At 47.5% G+C, this 16,882-nt stretch carries 14 protein-coding genes and 1 riboswitch; of the genes, 2 read left to right on the top strand and 12 right to left on the bottom strand.

The genetic code is table 11. The annotated features are described in order from the left end of the window. Positions 1–233: 233 nt before the first annotated feature. Positions 234–371, top strand: a riboswitch (molybdenum cofactor riboswitch). A gap of 221 nt (positions 372–592) precedes the next feature. Then, positions 593–1,564, top strand: coding sequence for a hypothetical protein (locus tag DCMF_RS13265; protein ID WP_148134853.1), 972 nt, complete (start codon positions 593–595; stop codon positions 1,562–1,564). Positions 1,565–1,866: 302 nt separating this feature from the next. Here the strand turns inward: DCMF_RS13265 and DCMF_RS13270 are convergent, their stop codons facing one another. The 12 genes from DCMF_RS13270 to DCMF_RS13325 form a co-directional block, all read right to left on the bottom strand. Then, positions 1,867–2,910: a FecCD family ABC transporter permease gene (locus tag DCMF_RS13270; protein ID WP_148134854.1), complete on the bottom strand. Its 1,044-nt coding sequence runs from the start codon at positions 2,908–2,910 to the stop codon at positions 1,867–1,869. Positions 2,911–2,937: 27 nt separating this feature from the next. Continuing rightward, positions 2,938–3,750 (bottom strand): hypothetical protein, encoded by an 813-nt coding sequence (locus DCMF_RS13275; protein ID WP_148134855.1) that lies wholly within the window; start codon positions 3,748–3,750, stop codon positions 2,938–2,940. Between the two features lie 20 nt (positions 3,751–3,770). Further along, complete coding sequence (locus DCMF_RS13280; RefSeq protein WP_148134856.1) at positions 3,771–4,742, bottom strand: substrate-binding domain-containing protein; 972 nt, start codon at positions 4,740–4,742, stop codon at positions 3,771–3,773. 260 nt (positions 4,743–5,002) lie between these two features. Next, complete coding sequence (locus DCMF_RS13285) at positions 5,003–5,971, bottom strand: sugar-binding transcriptional regulator (RefSeq protein ID WP_148134857.1); 969 nt, start codon at positions 5,969–5,971, stop codon at positions 5,003–5,005. Positions 5,972–5,990: 19 nt separating this feature from the next. Next, on the bottom strand, positions 5,991–7,394 hold the full coding sequence (locus DCMF_RS13290; RefSeq protein ID WP_214659325.1) for a sodium:solute symporter family protein: 1,404 nt from the start codon (positions 7,392–7,394) through the stop codon (positions 5,991–5,993). A gap of 336 nt (positions 7,395–7,730) precedes the next feature. Next, entirely contained in the window at positions 7,731–9,284 is a 1,554-nt protein-coding gene (locus DCMF_RS13295; protein ID WP_148134859.1) for an ABC transporter substrate-binding protein, read from the bottom strand. 42 nt (positions 9,285–9,326) lie between these two features. Beyond that, complete coding sequence (locus DCMF_RS13300) at positions 9,327–10,280, bottom strand: ABC transporter ATP-binding protein (RefSeq protein ID WP_148134860.1); 954 nt, start codon at positions 10,278–10,280, stop codon at positions 9,327–9,329. Between the two features lie 3 nt (positions 10,281–10,283). Further along, entirely contained in the window at positions 10,284–11,261 is a 978-nt protein-coding gene (locus DCMF_RS13305) for an ABC transporter ATP-binding protein (RefSeq protein ID WP_148134861.1), read from the bottom strand. A gap of 10 nt (positions 11,262–11,271) precedes the next feature. Continuing rightward, positions 11,272–12,168, bottom strand: a complete 897-nt coding sequence (locus tag DCMF_RS13310; protein ID WP_214659326.1) for an ABC transporter permease — start codon at positions 12,166–12,168, stop codon at positions 11,272–11,274. 21 nt (positions 12,169–12,189) lie between these two features. Next, on the bottom strand, positions 12,190–13,122 hold the full coding sequence (locus DCMF_RS13315; RefSeq protein WP_148134862.1) for an ABC transporter permease: 933 nt from the start codon (positions 13,120–13,122) through the stop codon (positions 12,190–12,192). Between the two features lie 63 nt (positions 13,123–13,185). Beyond that, complete coding sequence (locus tag DCMF_RS13320) at positions 13,186–14,169, bottom strand: dipeptidase (RefSeq protein WP_214659327.1); 984 nt, start codon at positions 14,167–14,169, stop codon at positions 13,186–13,188. Positions 14,170–14,238: 69 nt separating this feature from the next. Continuing rightward, entirely contained in the window at positions 14,239–15,708 is a 1,470-nt protein-coding gene (locus DCMF_RS13325; protein ID WP_214659328.1) for a trimethylamine methyltransferase family protein, read from the bottom strand. 618 nt (positions 15,709–16,326) lie between these two features. On the opposite strand from DCMF_RS13325, the gene DCMF_RS13330 reads away from it, so the two are divergent. Beyond that, positions 16,327–16,839 carry a hypothetical protein gene (locus DCMF_RS13330; RefSeq protein ID WP_148134865.1) on the top strand — a complete coding sequence of 171 codons (513 nt, stop codon included), beginning with the start codon at positions 16,327–16,329 and terminating at the stop codon, positions 16,837–16,839. The last annotated feature ends 43 nt before the right edge of the window (positions 16,840–16,882 follow it).

Consider the following 16,882-nt stretch of genomic DNA (forward strand, 5'->3'; position numbering starts at 1 on the left):
AGTCAAAAATAATTATTTCTGGTTTTTTAGGTAATCTCTTTTTTTACCGAATCAAAAAAATGTTTTATTTTAGTATATTTTTACTAAATAACCATTTATTTGTCATATATTACCTATATCTGTAATATTTTGTTGTTTTTTTTAAATTGACTTTTCAAAAAGGAGAAGGTATGCTAAGGAAAAATTGTAATTTATTGTACCTTCTTGAAAAATAATGAAACAATAAACAGAAAATTGAAGAAAAACTCCGATCCTTGGATGCCTACGGAGAACCCCTCTATGGTGTCAAGGGCGGGACATGAATTGTCCAAAGGGTAGCGGAAGAAATTTAGCTGCCTTCCGATTTGAAAAGGAGTATCCAAACTATTTAGATTTTTGTGTTTCTACCTGGAATCTCCTTTTCGGGTAGAAATTTTATTTTTCTTTGTTTCTTCGCCTGCTCTAAAAATATCGTTAAGGCAGGAGAGGATAAAAAATCCGGCTAATTCGGAAAGGGGGCGATTCCCGTGATTTCTTAAATAAGGGATGAAGGTTTTTTGTTTTCTTTTCAAATCACATAACAAAATTAAGAAATTTAAAGGAGGCACAACCGATGTCAATATTGAAAAACGTAAAAGCGAAAATACTCACGGCTGCCCTTGCGGCGGCAATGCCGGTTACGCTGCTTTTTGCCGGACTTCCCCCCCTGCCGGCTTATGCTTCTGATCCTGATCCCGGCACACCTCATGTTGTTGATTGGACAATTACTTCTTCGTCCAGCGGTTCTAGCCAAGCCCAAAAAGAACTGTCCCAGACCGTCACCGTCACCGTCAATTTTGACGAAGCCGTCAACTTTGATGAGGCTAACCTGGCGGATGACTTCGTTGTAAAAATCTACGGCGATGAAATAGGGACAGGCCTCATGACCGCGATGGATTTAGCCGCCAACGGAACCGACGGCAATAATTATATGCAGTTTGTCATTTCATCCAATACTTCGAACAGTCCTCCGACCACTCCTTTCTTCGGTATCCGGGGCGGCAACCTCACCATTGAGCCGGCGGCCGGCACCAGCATCCCCAGCATTACGGCTGTGGTTTCGCCAAATGATGCACTGGCCTGGGACGACGAAACCTTTAAAGATCAACTCATCGATACGGGAGTTGCCCTGACCGGCTCATCGGCCACAGAAGCAGAAGGACTTACTGGCAGCACACTGACGGTGACAGTAGCCGCCGCTCCGAAGATCCGCGGGGCAAATTGGTTTAAGATCAGAATTACTCCTGAGGTTGGCGCTCCATACTACGACCCGGATGCTACTACGGCTACGAGCCCCAGCATGCTGCCAACAATCCCTGATGTCGCCGAAGAATGCTTCGCCGTACATTCCCACAGTTTTTACAGCATGACCCCGACCTCAACGGCGGCAGCCATTGCGTCGGCCATCACCGCTTCCTCTTCCGGCATCAACGGTAAATATACGGCCAGTGCCAACGGCGGCGTCCTGACTATCACCCAAACCAGCGGTTTCAGCGACGGCCAAAAAATTGAGCTGGTCCCCTACAACTATACCCTGCAGCCGTAAGAGGATAAAATCAAAATAACAAGCAAGCGCACCGTTTCTTATCAGCAAGGGAATCTGTCTGTATCTTCTACCAATGATTCTTGAAACGGTGCGCTTCGAAAAATAATATAACAGATCATTTCATGAAAAAATAAAGCCCTATCAAAAAAATTTCTTGACAGAGCTTTATCAATCTCCAATTTGCTCGAAATGATTTCATATTTTACGAATGATACCAGAGGGATTTCACCGCCTGATTGGCGAGGCTCTCTAGCGTTATGGTGAAGACAACTGGCAATATATAGAAGGAAATCATTTTTTTCTTAAAGGAAACTCCTCCGTCCCCGAAACAATAAATAGAGGAAAAAGGGTGCGCCCACTACAGCGGTCAATACACCCAGGGGCAGTTCCATGGCAAACAGGCAGCGGGCACCATCATCTACTACCAGCAAGAAGATGCCCCCCAGCACCATGGCAACAGGAAGCAGTTTCTGATAATCCGGCCCGGCGATCATCCGGGCCAGATGGGGTACGATCAAGCCGACCCAGCCGATCATGCCGCCGACGGCCACCGCGGAACTGGACAGCAAGGTGGCACAGAGAATCACCACACCGCGCATCTTTGCCGTATCCACACCTAAGGTATTGGCCTCTTCATCGCCCAAGGACAGGATGTTCAGCCGCCAGCGCAGCAGCAGCAAGGGGACACCACCCAGCAAAAAAGGGAACAGCATCACCAATAGATCATAACCGGTCACATAGCTGAGGCCCCCCATAAGCCAAAAAGTGATGGCAGGCAAGGTGTCATAAGGGTCACCTACATATTTGATGATGGAGATGAAGGCGGTAAAGAGAGCTCCCACCACCATCCCCGTAAGAACAAGAATCAGGGTGGTGCCTCCCGTCTGGCGGCCGATGGCCAGGCTCATCAGATAAGCCAGCAGCACGGCGATCATGCCGCAGCCGAAAGCCAGCAATTGGACGCCCAGGGCATTCCAGCCCAGAGAAATGGCCACAGACGCGCCGAATCCCGCCCCGGCGGAAGCACCCAGAATATCCGGGGATACCATGGGGTTTTTGAATATCCCCTGGTAGGCGGAGCCTGCCCCGGCAAGAGCGGCGCCGATCATGACCGCCGCCCCGATGCGGGACAGCCGCACCTGAAAGAGTACCATCTGGGCCTGGTCATCCATGGTTTTTGGTCCACCTCCGCCGGCCAGCAGCGACAAAAAGGAAGACCAGGAGATAGAGTAGCGCCCGATCAGGATCGAAACCAAGACCGCCAGGGCTAACAAGAGAAAAAGAAGGGGCAGCAGGGGAATACGGCTGCTTTTTTTACCGGTTTGCATCATCATGTTATGTACCATACCCTTTCCTAATCCGACCCGGCTCTTTTAGTATAGATAAACCTGTAAATCAATGGTGGTATCCGGCGTAGGTTCCTTCTTTTCCACGATCACCTGCGAGCCTTGGCTGCGGAAGGTATAATCGCCGCCAAAATAGTCCTTCAAAGTGTCCGCAATATCCATAGCAATGATATCCTCATTGGAAGAGAGGAACTCATGACCGTGGACGGCCACCGCCCCATCCAGTACTTCCGGAGAGTCCGACAACCCGCTGGGCACCACCTTACCATTTTCCAGCAGGCGTACCCAGGTAATGCTGCGGATATGCCATGTACCTGTCACCTGCTTCACCACGCAGGCAGGCTTTACTCCGTCCCCGGGCCGGGAAGACATCGTCTTCAGGGTCACTCCGGAGGGAATAAGACATTTGATGGTAAAGGGCTGTACCAGATACCGGCCGTCCTGGGATGTGATTTCCCGGTATCCGGCATTTTCCTCTGCCGGTACCATCAGCAGCTTCCCGCTGGTAATCGCCGTCGTCTGCACCGTCAAGGTGATACTCCGGGAATCATCGTTGGATTGGGTCAACCGGCCGTCGGCGCTTTTGACACGATTGCCCCCAATGGTGATGCGAAAAGAGTCGGGGCGGCCATCCTGTATGGCCACAGGGCGATCAAAGTGCAGATGGACCGCCACATATTGGCTGTCTTCGCTGCCTTCATTATAAGATGTCACAGTAAAGTCGGCCAGCTTAGGGGATTGTTCCGCGTCCGGCGCCGGGCCGCCACAACCGGTGCCAACGTACAACAGCAGGCACAGCAAACCCAGAAAACCATATTTGCTCCAGTTTCGATTTTTCACTTCTTCCCTCGCTCCTTGCTTCAGGTCTCGGCAATGATCCGTCCTGTCTCACTCAAATTATAACTGCCCAGTCCTTCCAGTTCCCTCCGAAAAGCCTCAGAAGAGACGATCTGATACAAAGCCTGATAACGGGGCTTTCCCCAATTCTCTTTTTTTACAATGAGATCATAGCATTCCTGCTGCAAGGGAATAAATTCCACTCCGGAAACCATGCGGGCGCTCACTGCGTTGCCCATGGCAAAATCAGCCTCTCCCCGGGAAACAGCGCCTGCCGCCGCTAAGTGAGAAGTACATTCATTGTGATACCCCGGCACCTGATGGGAAGCCAGCTTAGACAGGCGCAGCCGCTCGTCCAACATCACTCTGGTGCCGCTGCCTTTCTCCCGGTTGATCAGGAAGATATCATCCCTGCCCAGATCTTGCCAGCCTGTAATATTCTTAGGGTTGCCCCGGGGGACGTAAAAACCCTGCATCCGTTGGAAAAGCCGCAAAATTACCGCAGAAACCCCTGGCAGCATCCTCTCCACATAAGGGACATTATAGACATCTTCTTTACCGTCCCATAAATGGCTGGAAGCCACATGCACCTTGTCCTGATAGAGCAGGTAAAGACCATTATAGCTGCCATAATAGGAACGCAATACATAAGGAATGCCGGCTTCACTCTGCAAATAACGGACTAAAACATCCAGGGCGATATCTTGTCCGCAGACGACAAAGCCGGCATCAGCGGGAGACGCCCCCAGTGCTTCCGTCACAGTTTCATCATAACGGGTATTCGTGCCGCTGCCAGGGGCCGTGATCTGGCGAACCGCCTGTCCGTTAAGGGAGCGCTTCATATAATCATCTATTTCTTGGTTGCTGATCCGCATCTTGTTGCCGACTTTATAGGCGAGCAGTTCTCCCCGTTTGATCATTTCGTAAACGGTGTTTTTGGATATCTTTAAGATATCCGCAACCTCCTGAGCCGTATAAATCGTTTTCTCACTCATGGCCGTTCCCTCATTTCTGCTTTTCCTATTTTGTTGTGTTTTAATACGTTTCGTAATGATTATATTTTTTGAAGACATGCCTTGTCAATGTGTTTTATTTATCGCCTTATCTAAAGAGACTTGTTTTGTGATGATTTGCCTTGAGCAAAGGAACAGCAAAAGTTCAAATAAAATAAACCTCTCAACACGACAGTAAAGAGGTTTTATGCACAATTGCACTTCGAGATAAAAAAACAGGCTGAAGCTGGTTGATGACTAAATCAAATCCCCAGAACATATTTCGCCGTGTCTTCGTCAGTAATAATCGTATTAAGAATTCCGGTTTTTAGTGAACCCAGGGCCGCTTCCTTACATTCTCCTCCTACAATGCCGACCACATTTCTTACCTTAGACAATTGCTTACTGGTAATCCCAAAGAAACACTCATTTAATACGGTATCAACGAAATGACCCCTGTCATTAAAATAATTGAGACAGATTTCCCCGGCAGCATCAATATTCGTTAAATAATTGACGCCCAGATAGTGCAAATAACTGATTCCTTTTTTTTCTGTTTTTTTTGTCACAGTTTCATATATGCGATCGGCAGATTTAATTTCCACAAACGCATAATCTAAAGAGCTGTAATTCTCTAATACTGCTGAAGTCAAGAATGAATTTTTAAAATAATTGCCGATTTGAGGATCTTCAATATAAAAAGGTACCTGTAATAAATGCATGGCGGCATGAAGACGCCGGGCAATCAGACTGATAATAAATTGAGAATTGTCACTGGCCTCCGTACTCGGAATATCACCAACCAATTGTACCAGGTCAACATCAGAAATTGCCGCATCATGATAGTGGCTATTGATAAATTCCCCCATTACCTCAAGTATTTTGCCAAACCCGATGCCGATCTTCCTTTTCGGCATGATGGTTTTCAGAAAATACTCCCCGGCAGCGATCCCTAATTTTTGAATCAGCTGCTCTTGAGAGATATAATCCTTTTGGATGACGATCGCATCCTTCAATTTAAATTTATCTTCCAGCCGTGTTTCCAGCTCCACAACCTGAACGACAGGACTTTGAATTTTTATTTGGACAATTCCTTCATCTCTTGCTTTCTGAATTAACCTGGAAACGGTTTGCCGAGCCAGACCAAGTCTGTTCGCAATATCCGTTTGCACTTTGTCCTCGTAATAATACATATAACATACCTTTGTTAAAAGCTTAATTTCTTCATTCATCACAGTACTCCGTTATTTTTCAGATAGATTGATATCTTTTTATTAATGTAGGCAATGAAACAGTTATTAGAACCAGCAAAGAACACCCGGAAGCGACAAATACGGGATGGATCGCCCCGATCATTTCCCCAGACTTATGATATATAAAAAGATAAGAGATCATTGACATAACTGTCCCGGTGATTATTGAACTTATGGCCGCCGCGCCGGTGATCCATTTAAACTTAAGGCCCAATATCAAGGGAAAAAATACGCAGCCTACATATAACATCTGGCCAAAGACGACAATATTGATTAAGTTTTTCATGAAATAGGAGATTAATATCGATAAAATGACAATGGCCACGGTAGAAATTCTGGCGATCTTCAGGCTCGTTCTTTCATCCGCTTTCGGATTGATTAATCTCCGGTAGATATCAATGGTAAATATGGTGGCCCCCGCGTTCAAATGAGACGAGCTGACCGACATGGTCGCAGCCAAAACCCCTGCCATTAATAATCCTTTTACGCCCAGAGGCAGGATGCCGATGATCACTGTAATGGCCATTTGGGGATTTGACAACCCCGGGGAAACCAAATACGCACAGATGCCTAATAGGGCAACGATCATCCCATAAAGCAAGTAATTAATTCCGGTATACATAAATCCAAATTTTGCCGTTGCTTCATCTTTCGCTGCCCCGATCCGTTGAATAAAATTTTGATTCAGCGAATAGGAGAATGCCACTAAAGCCGTCCAGGCTAAAGGCTCCATCCATCCGATCTGATCCAGGCGCCAAAATGAAGAAGGTACACTGGTTACAATATTGGTCATTCCGCCAGCATGGAAAACGGATAAAATTACTGCACAAAGTAAGCTGACCATGACTATGGCATAACAAAACACATCCGTCCAAATTACAGCCAACAGCCCTCCCCTCGCCGTATAAGCAACAAACACTGCTGTGGCAACAAGAATTGTATACGCGGGGGGAATCCCCGTCATTGAACTGATCACCATGGACGCAACACTTGTCTGGGCGGTAACCATGGATGTTAAACCGGCAAGATGTAATAGAGCCGCAATGATCCTGGTCTGCACATTATATCTTCGTTCCAATAATTCTGGTATCGTTCGGATATTCAGTCTTTTAAAGTACCCCACCAAAGTAAGTCCTAAAATGATAAATGCCGGTATGGAAACAAAATCCCACCAAGCACCGGATAATCCTACTAAATAAGTTAATCCGATCGCGCCCACCAAACCGGAACCGCCGAAATCATTGGCGGCCATACTTAAGGCGGTAGGTATCCTGCCCATCTTTTTGGTACCTAAGAAAAAATCCCTCTCTCTGACAACCTTGTCGGAGGCTTTTTTCCCGATGATGATAATGGTAATAAAAAATAATAAAATTACTAAAAAATCTACCCACTTTACATCCATAGTATCCCCCATCCGCCGCGATTATAGGCCGTTCATACAGGGTAGTCATCCTCACATAATTAGTTCAACAAAAATGTTCCCTTTCCTGTCATTTTTCTACAAATTTATTTCTCTTTGCATATTCAAGCAAACCCATTCGGATATACTTTTGATATTATTATGGGACGCCGGAAAACCGCAGGTAACGATTTCTCTTTTCTCCTGACTTCATTCAGGTAAGGAAAGCATCCCCGCCTGTTTGCCAAAATATACTGTAAACAAACTTGGCTGCCCGCATGAAACCAAGCGGGCAGCCTGAAAAAAGCAATTTACAAGGTTTGGCTGATGATCGTTAGATTATTGCGCCCAACTATACGAAAATAACCTGTCGTATTCCGCATTCCCCGGATCAATGACCAGATCTTTGGAATAAGCCCGGCTGCCGTTGGGATAATACAGGGGAACGATCGGCACATCCCGGTCAAAGAGTTTAATCGCTTCCGTATAGATCTTCTTTCTGGCCTCGGGATCATTTTGCGCCCGCGCCTCCTCCAGCAGCTGATCCATTTCAGGATTGGAATATAGGCTCCAGTTGCCGGCCGGGCCGATACTGTCGGTATGAAAACTGCCATACCAGAGTTCGTCCATATCCTTGGTGCCCGCCGCCCAGCGGCAAATAGCGATATCATAAATACCCTTGGCAGTTACCTCGTCAAGAAAGGCGGTTCTCTCCATCTGCTGCACTTCTGCTTTCAGGCCGATTTGGATCAGCTCGTCCTGGAGAATGGTGGCTAATTTAGGATAGGGGTCAGAGGCATAGGTCTTAATGGTGACCGCTTTGCCTTCCATACCTGCCTCTTTTACCAGTTGCTTGGCTTTCTCTATGTCCACGGGATACCAGGTATCTTTTAAGACAGGGTCTCCTTCGGTATAACCCTGACGATTGCCCGGATAATCAGTTATTGCTCCTTTCCCTTCCACACCGACGGTGAGCATCTTTTCCCGGTCAATGGCATAAGCTACGGCCAGGCGCATCCGGATATCCGCGAATGGTCCGGTCTTCGTGTTCATCATGGTTTGAAATAATATGGTCGAAGGATAGGTGACCATATTCAGATTGTCCATCTTGGACACCGCATCATAATTGATCCCGGGAATATCATTAAAATAGGCCTGGATATCTCCCGTTTGCAGCGCAATTACCGCCGCATTCACATCGCTGATGGTTTTCATCCGGACCTTTTTGATGGCCGGTGCGCCGAGAAAATAGTCGGGATTCGCTGCAAAAACACACTCTTCCCCCGGCTTCCATTCCTTAAGGATATAAGGGCCTGTCCCAATTGAGGACTCAACCGACGTCCCGTATTCCTTGCCGAATTTTTCTACCGTTTCTTTGCTCACCATGGCACTATAATAACAGTTGGCCAAATATTCGATGAAACCCACATTCGGTGCTTTCAGGTTCAGCTTGATGGTGTAATCATCTACGATATCACAGCTTTCCACATCCACATAGCACCATGAAGTATATACCGATTGCCGTGCCTGGTCGATGGAAAATTTGGCATCCGCCGCCGTAAACTCCAGTCCGTTTGAAAACTTAACGCCCTTACGCAATGTGAAGGTATAGGTCTTTCCGTCCGGGGAAATCTTATACGTTTCCGCAAGGGAAGGAGCTGTTTTTCCATTTTGGTCTTTGATCACCAAGGTATCGTAAATCTGCAGCATACTAATGCCTTCATTACCGCTGGTTGCGTTATAAAAATCAAAACTAGTCGCGATTTTAGGAATACCTACAACCATCTCTCTGTCTGCAGCAGGAGCTGCCGTTTCACCGGTTTGTTTGCCGCATCCGCTCAATAAGGCAGCAATGAAAACCACACAAATTAGGAATGCCATTTTTCTCTTCATGCTTTTTCCCCCTCGTTTTTTTATCCCACAGCCTGACGGCTGTTAAGATTCTTGGTAAAGAACACAGGCCACATGATGTCCGCCACCCTGGTCTTTCAGCGGAACATCCTTTTCCGTACAGCCATCTTTACAATAGGTGCATCTCAAGGCAAACCGGCAGCCCGGCTTGGGATTGATCGGGTCCGATACCTCGCCTTTGATAATACTTCTTTCTTGATGACTGATCAGCCTGGGCACCGGTATGGCCGAAAGCAATGCTCTGGTATAGGGGTGCAGCGGGTTTTGGAAAAGCTCCTTTGATTCCGCCCGTTCTACGCACTGTCCCAGGTACATCACGGCGATTTCATTGGAAATATGCTTGACCACAGAGAGGTCATGGGTAATAAACATATAGGTCAGCTTCATCTCTTCCTGCAGGTCCATTAAGAGATTTAAGATCTGGGCCTGAATCGATACATCCAGGGCGGATACCGGCTCATCACAGACAATGAATTTAGGGCTTAAGGCCAGGGCCCGGGCCACGCCTACCCGCTGCCGGCGTCCCCCGTCCATCTCATGGGGATAGGTATTGACAAAACGTTCCGCCAGCCCCACCGTATCCATCAGGCTCAGTATTTTTTCCGTCAGCTCCCGGTTGCTTTTATACACGTGATTCATCACCAGCGGTTCTGCAATCAGTTCAAATACCGACATGCGGGGATTCAAGCTAGAAAAAGGGTCCTGGAAAATGATCTGCATCTGCCGTCTAATTTTGTGCAGTTCCTGGCGGTCATATTTCAAGATGTTTTTGCCTTCAAAAAGGACCTGGCCGGAGGTTGCCTCCAGAAGCCGTAGCACCACCCGGCCCAGGGTGGATTTGCCGCAGCCCGACTCGCCGACCACGCCCAGGGTGCGCCCTTCTTTGATCTCAATATCCACCCCGTCCACGGCATGAAGAAATCCGCCCTTCACTTTGAAATATTTCTTGAGGTCTATGGTTTTGAGTAATGGCTCCACTGCTTATACCTCCTTGGCATAGAGATGGCAGGCGATCATGTGCGCACCAAAAAAATGGGGCTCAGGTTGCTTCTGTGTGCAGATCTTCCTGCATGATTTACAGCGGGGATGGAATTTGCACCCGTCCGGCAGATTGGTCGGGTCGGGCATCAATCCGTCTATGGGGCTTAACCTGGGCGTCTCGATCTCAAGATCAGGGATGGAGCCAAAAAGGCCCAGGGTGTAGGGGTGATGCTGCTTCCCTTCAAATATATCTTGTACCGTCCCTTTTTCCACAATCTCTCCCGCATACATGATCGCTACTTTGTCGCAGGTCTCCGCCACTACGCCCAGGTCGTGGGTAATCATAATCATGGAAGTATTCAGTTTTTCTTTTAACTCAGCCATTAAAGCCAGCACCTGGGCCTGAATGGTCACGTCCAGGGCGGTAGTGGGCTCATCGGCAATCAGTAGTTCCGGGTTGCACGCCAAGGCGATGGCGATCACCACCCGCTGTTTCATGCCCCCGGAAAACTGGTGGGGAAACTCCCCTTTTCTCCTGGGCTGGATCCCCACCAGGGTAAGCAGTTCATCCACCCGGGCCTCCAGCTCCTTTTTATTCTTTTTATCATGATTGTGGATCTCCAGGGATTCTCTGATCTGCTCCCCTACCGTAACGATAGGATTGAGGGATGTCATGGGATCCTGGAAAATCATAGACATTCTGGCCCCCCGCGTCAGTCTCATTTCGTTTTTGGATTTTTTTAAGAGGTTCTCTCCTTTAAAGAATATCTCGCCTTCGGAAATGCTTCCGGTCCGCTCCGGAAGAAGCTGCATGACCGCCAGGGCAGTTGTGGTCTTTCCTGCTCCGGTTTCACCGACCAGTCCGATCGTCTCCTTCGTGCCGATCTCGAAATTGATTCTATTGACCGCATGCACAATGGCTTCATCGGTTTTATAAATTACACTGAGGTTTTTTATCTCTAAAAGCTTGTCATCCATCCTATCCACCTCAATCCTTTAGTCTGGGGTCCAGGGCGTCTCTCAGCCCGTCGCCCATCAGGTTAATGGAAAGCGCGGTCAAAACAATGGCCATGCCGGGAAATATGACGAGATGAGGTGAATAGAGCATATAGTCTTTGCCCTCGGAAAGCATGGAGCCCCATTCAGGAGTGGGGGGCTGGATGCCCATGCCCAGAAAGCTCATGGCCGCTGCCCAAATGATCATGCTGCCCACCGACATGGTGGTCTGCACAATCACGGGACCGATAGCATTGGGCAGAATATGCTTTAGGATAATATACCGGTCCGGAGTGCCGCATGCTTTGGCCGCTTCAATGAAATCCTGCCCGGTCACCGTTAATATCGCCGAACGGATCACCCGGGTATAGTAGGGAACCATGGACAGCATCAAGGCAATCAATACATTCACCAGTCCCGGTCCCAGTGCCGCCACTATGGCCAGGGCCATCAGCATGAAGGGAATACACATAATCGTGTCCATCACCCGGCCGATGATCATATCAATGATCCCGCCGTAGTATCCCGCCGCTGCACCAAAGAGGCCGCCCAGGGAAATGCCTACAATCACGGCGCCGATGCCCATAATCAGGGAGTTGCGCGTGCCGTGGATAATGCGGGCAAACATATCCCGGCCAAATACGTCGGTACCGAACCAGTGGTCCGCCGAGGGAGGCTGCAGACGGATGGCAATGTCCTGCTTCAATGCTGCCTGGTAGGGCACAATCAGGTCGGCGAAAATGGTGCAAAACAGGATCACAGCAAATATGGTCAGACCGAACATGGCAATCTTGTTCCTTTTCATCCGCTTCCAGATTTCCCTGAACCTGCTTTTTTTCTTATACTTTTTCGTGATGGGAATGGTCGTAATTTCAGCTATACTATTCATTTCGACTTTTCCTCCCTCCGTCTAACCTTTTTGATAGCGCGCCCGGATGCGGGGATCGATATAGGCATAAAGAATATCCACAAGCAGCATCACCATCATGAAGAAAAAGGCCAGAAACAAAGCACAGCCCGTCACCTGAGGGACATCTTTCATCCTGATGGCATCGATGATCAATTTACCCACTCCATTGATGGAGAAGACGGTTTCAATCACCACCGCGCCTCCTAAAAGCCATCCGAACTCCATCCCCGCCACTGTGACCACCGGCAGCAAGGCATTTTTCAGGGCATGATGGATGATCACTTTCCCTTCCGTCTGTCCTTTCGCCCGGGCGGTGCGCACATAGTCCTGTCGCTGGGTCTCCAGCATCGTGGTCCGGGTCATGCGTAAGAGGGATGCCGCGACCGGGATGGCCAGGGTAAGTGCCGGCAGGATATAGCCCTGCCACTTGTCCACACCGTTGGAGGGAAGCCAGCCAAGATTCAGGGAGAAAAACAGGATCGCCAGCAATCCAAACCAGAATTGGGGCATCGAGGCCATAAACATGGCGGCGGAAGTGCCCAAGATATCAAAAATGCTATATTGCCTGATCGCTGAGACAATTCCCAGGGGAACACCAATCAAAATGGACAGCAGGATCGCCATCGTTGCCAGCTTCACAGTGGTGGGAAAACGGGAAACGATTGTTTCAAACACCGACCTATTCGTCGTGTATGATTTTCCCATGTCTCCCTGAACAAGCTTGACTACATAATCCCCGTATCGAATAAGGAACGGTCGGTCAAGCCCGAGTTCGTGATTCAGCTTGGCTATTGCAGCCGGTGTCGCTTGCTGCCCCAGGATCACCTGAGCCGGATTTCCGGGAGTTAAATTCATGGTGCCAAAGACGATAAAAATAATCGCCAGCAAAGTAGGTACTAAAATCATGATTCTTTTTAAAATATATTTACCCATTTGCCTGCTCCTTTCGTAATCTGGCAGTTACCCTTGATGATGGCCTTTGCATTTCCGGACCTCTCACGGCAAGACATTGTTTAGGATCCGCAAAAAGTTTTCGCCAAGTATTTTTTTGATGGTTGTTTCATCATAACCCCGCTGTACCAATTCTTTGGTAATTGACGGGATCTTGCCAGCCTCCTCCAAACCCGGCGTCCCCGGATAAACACTGTAAGGAAGATAGCCGTTAAAATCCAGACCAAGACCCACATGATCATTTCCGGCAAAATTGATCATGTACTCCAAGTGCTCTAAGCAAGTAGCCAGAGAGTGCCGGTCATGATCGGCCGTAAACATAGAATTCAGGCCGATCACCCCGCCGGTATCAACGATGGCCTTGATCTGGTCATCCGTCAAGTTTCTGGGATGATTATAAAGCGCCCTCGCGTTGGAGTGGGATGCGATCACCGGTTTGACGGCAATATCCATAATATCCCAGAATCCTTCTTCATTTAAATGGGACACATCAATGATCATGCCTAATCGTTCCATCTCGCGAATTGCCTGCTTGCCTAAAGTACTCAGCCCGCCTGTATCCGCGCATCCTGAGGCAAAATAGTTCCGTCTGTTCCAGGTTAGCATGGCACTGCGCACGCCCAGTCGGTAAAACAGCGGTAATAAGATTAAATCTTTGCCCAGGGGTTCTAACCCTTCCAAGGAAAGCACCATACCAATTTTTTTTTGCGCGATCACTTCCTCCAGGTCACTTTTTGTACAAATCAGTTTACCTTCACTTTTTTCTAATTGCTCAATTAAATCCTCCAGTTGAAGCAGTACCTGTCTCAGCGATCCTTCGGGAACAATCTCCGCAAACATGTTGGCAAAAACAATGTTGACATTTCCCTGATTAAGCATGGGAAAATGTTTCACCCTCAACGTATCTGCCCCCTCATCACCCTTGAACTTATTTACTTCAAGGTTGCGGGTACAGAGCAGATCGAAAGGAATATCGGTATGTCCGTCAATAACGAGTGCCTTGTTATGAATCTCCAGATAATCTTTCATGTAAGCTTCCTCCATCCAAATAGGCGTCATCCTGTGCTCATGTCCCATGTTAACGCTAACCTTTGTTGATTAAGTATTACGCTTCTTCCGCTCCCCCATTTTAGCTTCGGCTTCCGCTACAATCTCGTTGATGATCCTGGATTGGGCATCCGTAAGATACGTTACTTTCTGCCGGTTCAGAATCTCCTTCACCCGCTCACGGGCTCTGTCCCGGACTGATTTAGATCCGGTTGCGGCCCACTCCTCATAAGTAAGACTGTTTCCCAGCCCCGAGCCATAATGATAAACCTCGTTACTGCGAATGTACTTAAAAGTGTGCTCATGATTCAAGAAGCTTCCCCCATTCATCACCTGATCAATTACATCTGCGGCAATCGTATCGCCATTGAAAGCCAAGTCCCGGCCGGCATATTTTAGCAGCTTAAGAATTTCGCTATCGATCATAATCTGCTCATAACTGGTGGTTAGCACATTATTTAAAGATCCTGCTCCCGTCAGCCAGTCCGTATCTGTTAGTACCGGCAGTAAACTATTCATCGCTTTTTCATACCCGCACGAAGCATCTGTTAAAATTGAACTGGTACCAAGCCCGCACACATCTGACTCCATTCCATAGAAATGGGCTAATTCTACCGCACAGGCCCCGGCCAAACCATTGTTAATATTTCCGTGGGCATTAAGCCCTGTACTCATATTGGGATAGAGCGCCCGAGCGGTATAAATAACCGGAACATCCGGGTTAATCAAACGGGCGATGAGGGAGAATCCTATAATCTCAGCATTTTGCTGTGTTAATGTTCCGGCCATCGTAACCGGTGAAGTTAGGCCTGGGATGGGACAAGTACAGGCGAGTATGGGGATCTTTGCTTTCGCAGCAACAGCAATAGCATCGCATACATCCTGCGGAAAAGTGAGCGGACTGATGGGGCACATGAGCAGTGCGCACAAAGGTTTGGCCTGCAATTCCGCCTCGCCCCCGGCCACCGCGGCTAAGATATCTATCATGCACCTGGTATCATATTCCCCAATAACTCCCTGTATCAGGGGTTTATCCGTATTCCCCAATGCTATCTCCAGCATCCGTATTTCTGCCATTTCCTGAGGGATCTCTTGAGGAACCAACATAGGCAATACTGCGTTGTATTCTTCCAGTGCATCAAGCAACCGTGTTGTTTCTACCAGATCATTCATGGTGCATTTACGTTGATTTCCCGTTTCAAGATCAAGAATGTTACTGACATAACTAAAATTATGGCTCAGAAACCCTTGTCCTTTCTTCCTTGTGATGCATTTCCCCGACCGCGTATAAAGCTCCATCCTTGGCACAGGTAAACTGATCATTTTTTGGATCAGGGATTTCGGAATCCTTACCACCTCTCCTCTGACCTGACAGCCATGATCAGCCATGATACTTCTGATATGTACGGATTTAACTACCATGCCCGTATGTGACAGGATTCTAACGGTAGCCTCATGAATTGCATTGACGGCTTCTCTACTCAGAATTTTTAAGCTACGTGCTGTATCAAAAACGGTCACTCGAATCCCCCTCTTTTTAAAAAGCAAATTTTTTAAAAGCTCTCAAACCTGTTTCCTCAGTACATAACATGGCTCTGATAGGAGCATCCGGCAATGATTCCTTCCAAAACAGATAATTTTCCTGTCATTGCTTAATATTTTTCTACTAATTTGAGCAATTGTTTTTTATTAGGATATATTATTTCGTATTTGTTATAACATTTTCTCATATGATTAACTTATTCCAATAGTACCACATCATTTTTTGAACTTCAATAGGTCTTTTTTCTTTCCATGTAAGGAACCGGCCTTTCCTCAATGACATGCCGCACGAATTAAGAATTGTTGTGCAATCCTGCCGGTAAAAGACAACAAAAAAACCAGGAAAACATGGGATTTTCCTGGTTGAACATGTCAGAAGCAGAAACAGATGGTATTCCCTTGGTATATACATACAAATACCGGGGGATTTATGCCGGATAAAGCAACCCGGTAATTAGCTTTGTGTTTCCGCGGGCACATTCTTCAAAGCAGCTCTCACCGTGAAAAGCCATCGGAAGGACTCAGTTTAAAAGCGCCGCCGTACTTCCGAGGGGTGCGCTGGTTAACAAGGCTAAAAAAGCGGCAGGATTTAAGGTAGTGGCACAACGCAGTGAAGCTGCAGGGACATTGTATATTTTGCCGGCAGGTACTGCCAATAATATCGGAAATGTCACAGCAGCTGTTATCAGCAGTGGGGCATCTGCGGGAGCATTTGCGGATACGACGATAACAATCTCAGCCAATCATACCGGTGTGATAGACGCAACTCCATACCAGGTATATGCGGTAGATGAAGCAGGAAAGTTCCTGCCCATATCAGACATAGCATTTACAGCCGACCTGACAACCCCCATCGAAAATTGCACATCTCTGGCCTTTGATGGTTTGGACGACTATGTGGCGATCTCCGACAATGATGATACCCTTTCTGCTTTTACAATCGAGACTTGGGTTAAGTGGGAAGTGAGTTCTCCTATGATATCCAGTTTATCCTATGATATCCGTTTTTTGGCGACCATTGATACCCTGGATGCAGATCTTAGTCGGATAATTATGCTATTAATTCGAGCATATCTGTTTTATTTCCTTATTTATTGGGAAAATTTTTGAATTTTCGTAAGTTTTTAATTGGAGTTTTTCCCTTCAACTGCAT

This window comes from Candidatus Formimonas warabiya (genome assembly GCF_002777255.1).
GTDB lineage: Bacteria > Bacillota > Dehalobacteriia > Dehalobacteriales > Dehalobacteriaceae > Formimonas > Formimonas warabiya.

Coding starts and splice junctions, on each gene's coding strand:
- DCMF_RS13265 (WP_148134853.1), top strand. CDS start 593: ATGTCAATATTGAAAAACGTAAAAGCGAAAATACTCACGGCTGCCCTT.
- DCMF_RS13270 (WP_148134854.1), bottom strand. CDS start 2,910: ATGGTACATAACATGATGATGCAAACCGGTAAAAAAAGCAGCCGTATT.
- DCMF_RS13280 (WP_148134856.1), bottom strand. CDS start 4,742: ATGAGTGAGAAAACGATTTATACGGCTCAGGAGGTTGCGGATATCTTA.
- DCMF_RS13285 (WP_148134857.1), bottom strand. CDS start 5,971: ATGAATGAAGAAATTAAGCTTTTAACAAAGGTATGTTATATGTATTAT.
- DCMF_RS13290 (WP_214659325.1), bottom strand. CDS start 7,394: ATGGATGTAAAGTGGGTAGATTTTTTAGTAATTTTATTATTTTTTATT.
- DCMF_RS13295 (WP_148134859.1), bottom strand. CDS start 9,284: ATGAAGAGAAAAATGGCATTCCTAATTTGTGTGGTTTTCATTGCTGCC.
- DCMF_RS13305 (WP_148134861.1), bottom strand. CDS start 11,261: ATGGATGACAAGCTTTTAGAGATAAAAAACCTCAGTGTAATTTATAAA.
- DCMF_RS13310 (WP_214659326.1), bottom strand. CDS start 12,168: ATGAATAGTATAGCTGAAATTACGACCATTCCCATCACGAAAAAGTAT.
- DCMF_RS13315 (WP_148134862.1), bottom strand. CDS start 13,122: ATGGGTAAATATATTTTAAAAAGAATCATGATTTTAGTACCTACTTTG.
- DCMF_RS13320 (WP_214659327.1), bottom strand. CDS start 14,169: ATGAAAGATTATCTGGAGATTCATAACAAGGCACTCGTTATTGACGGA.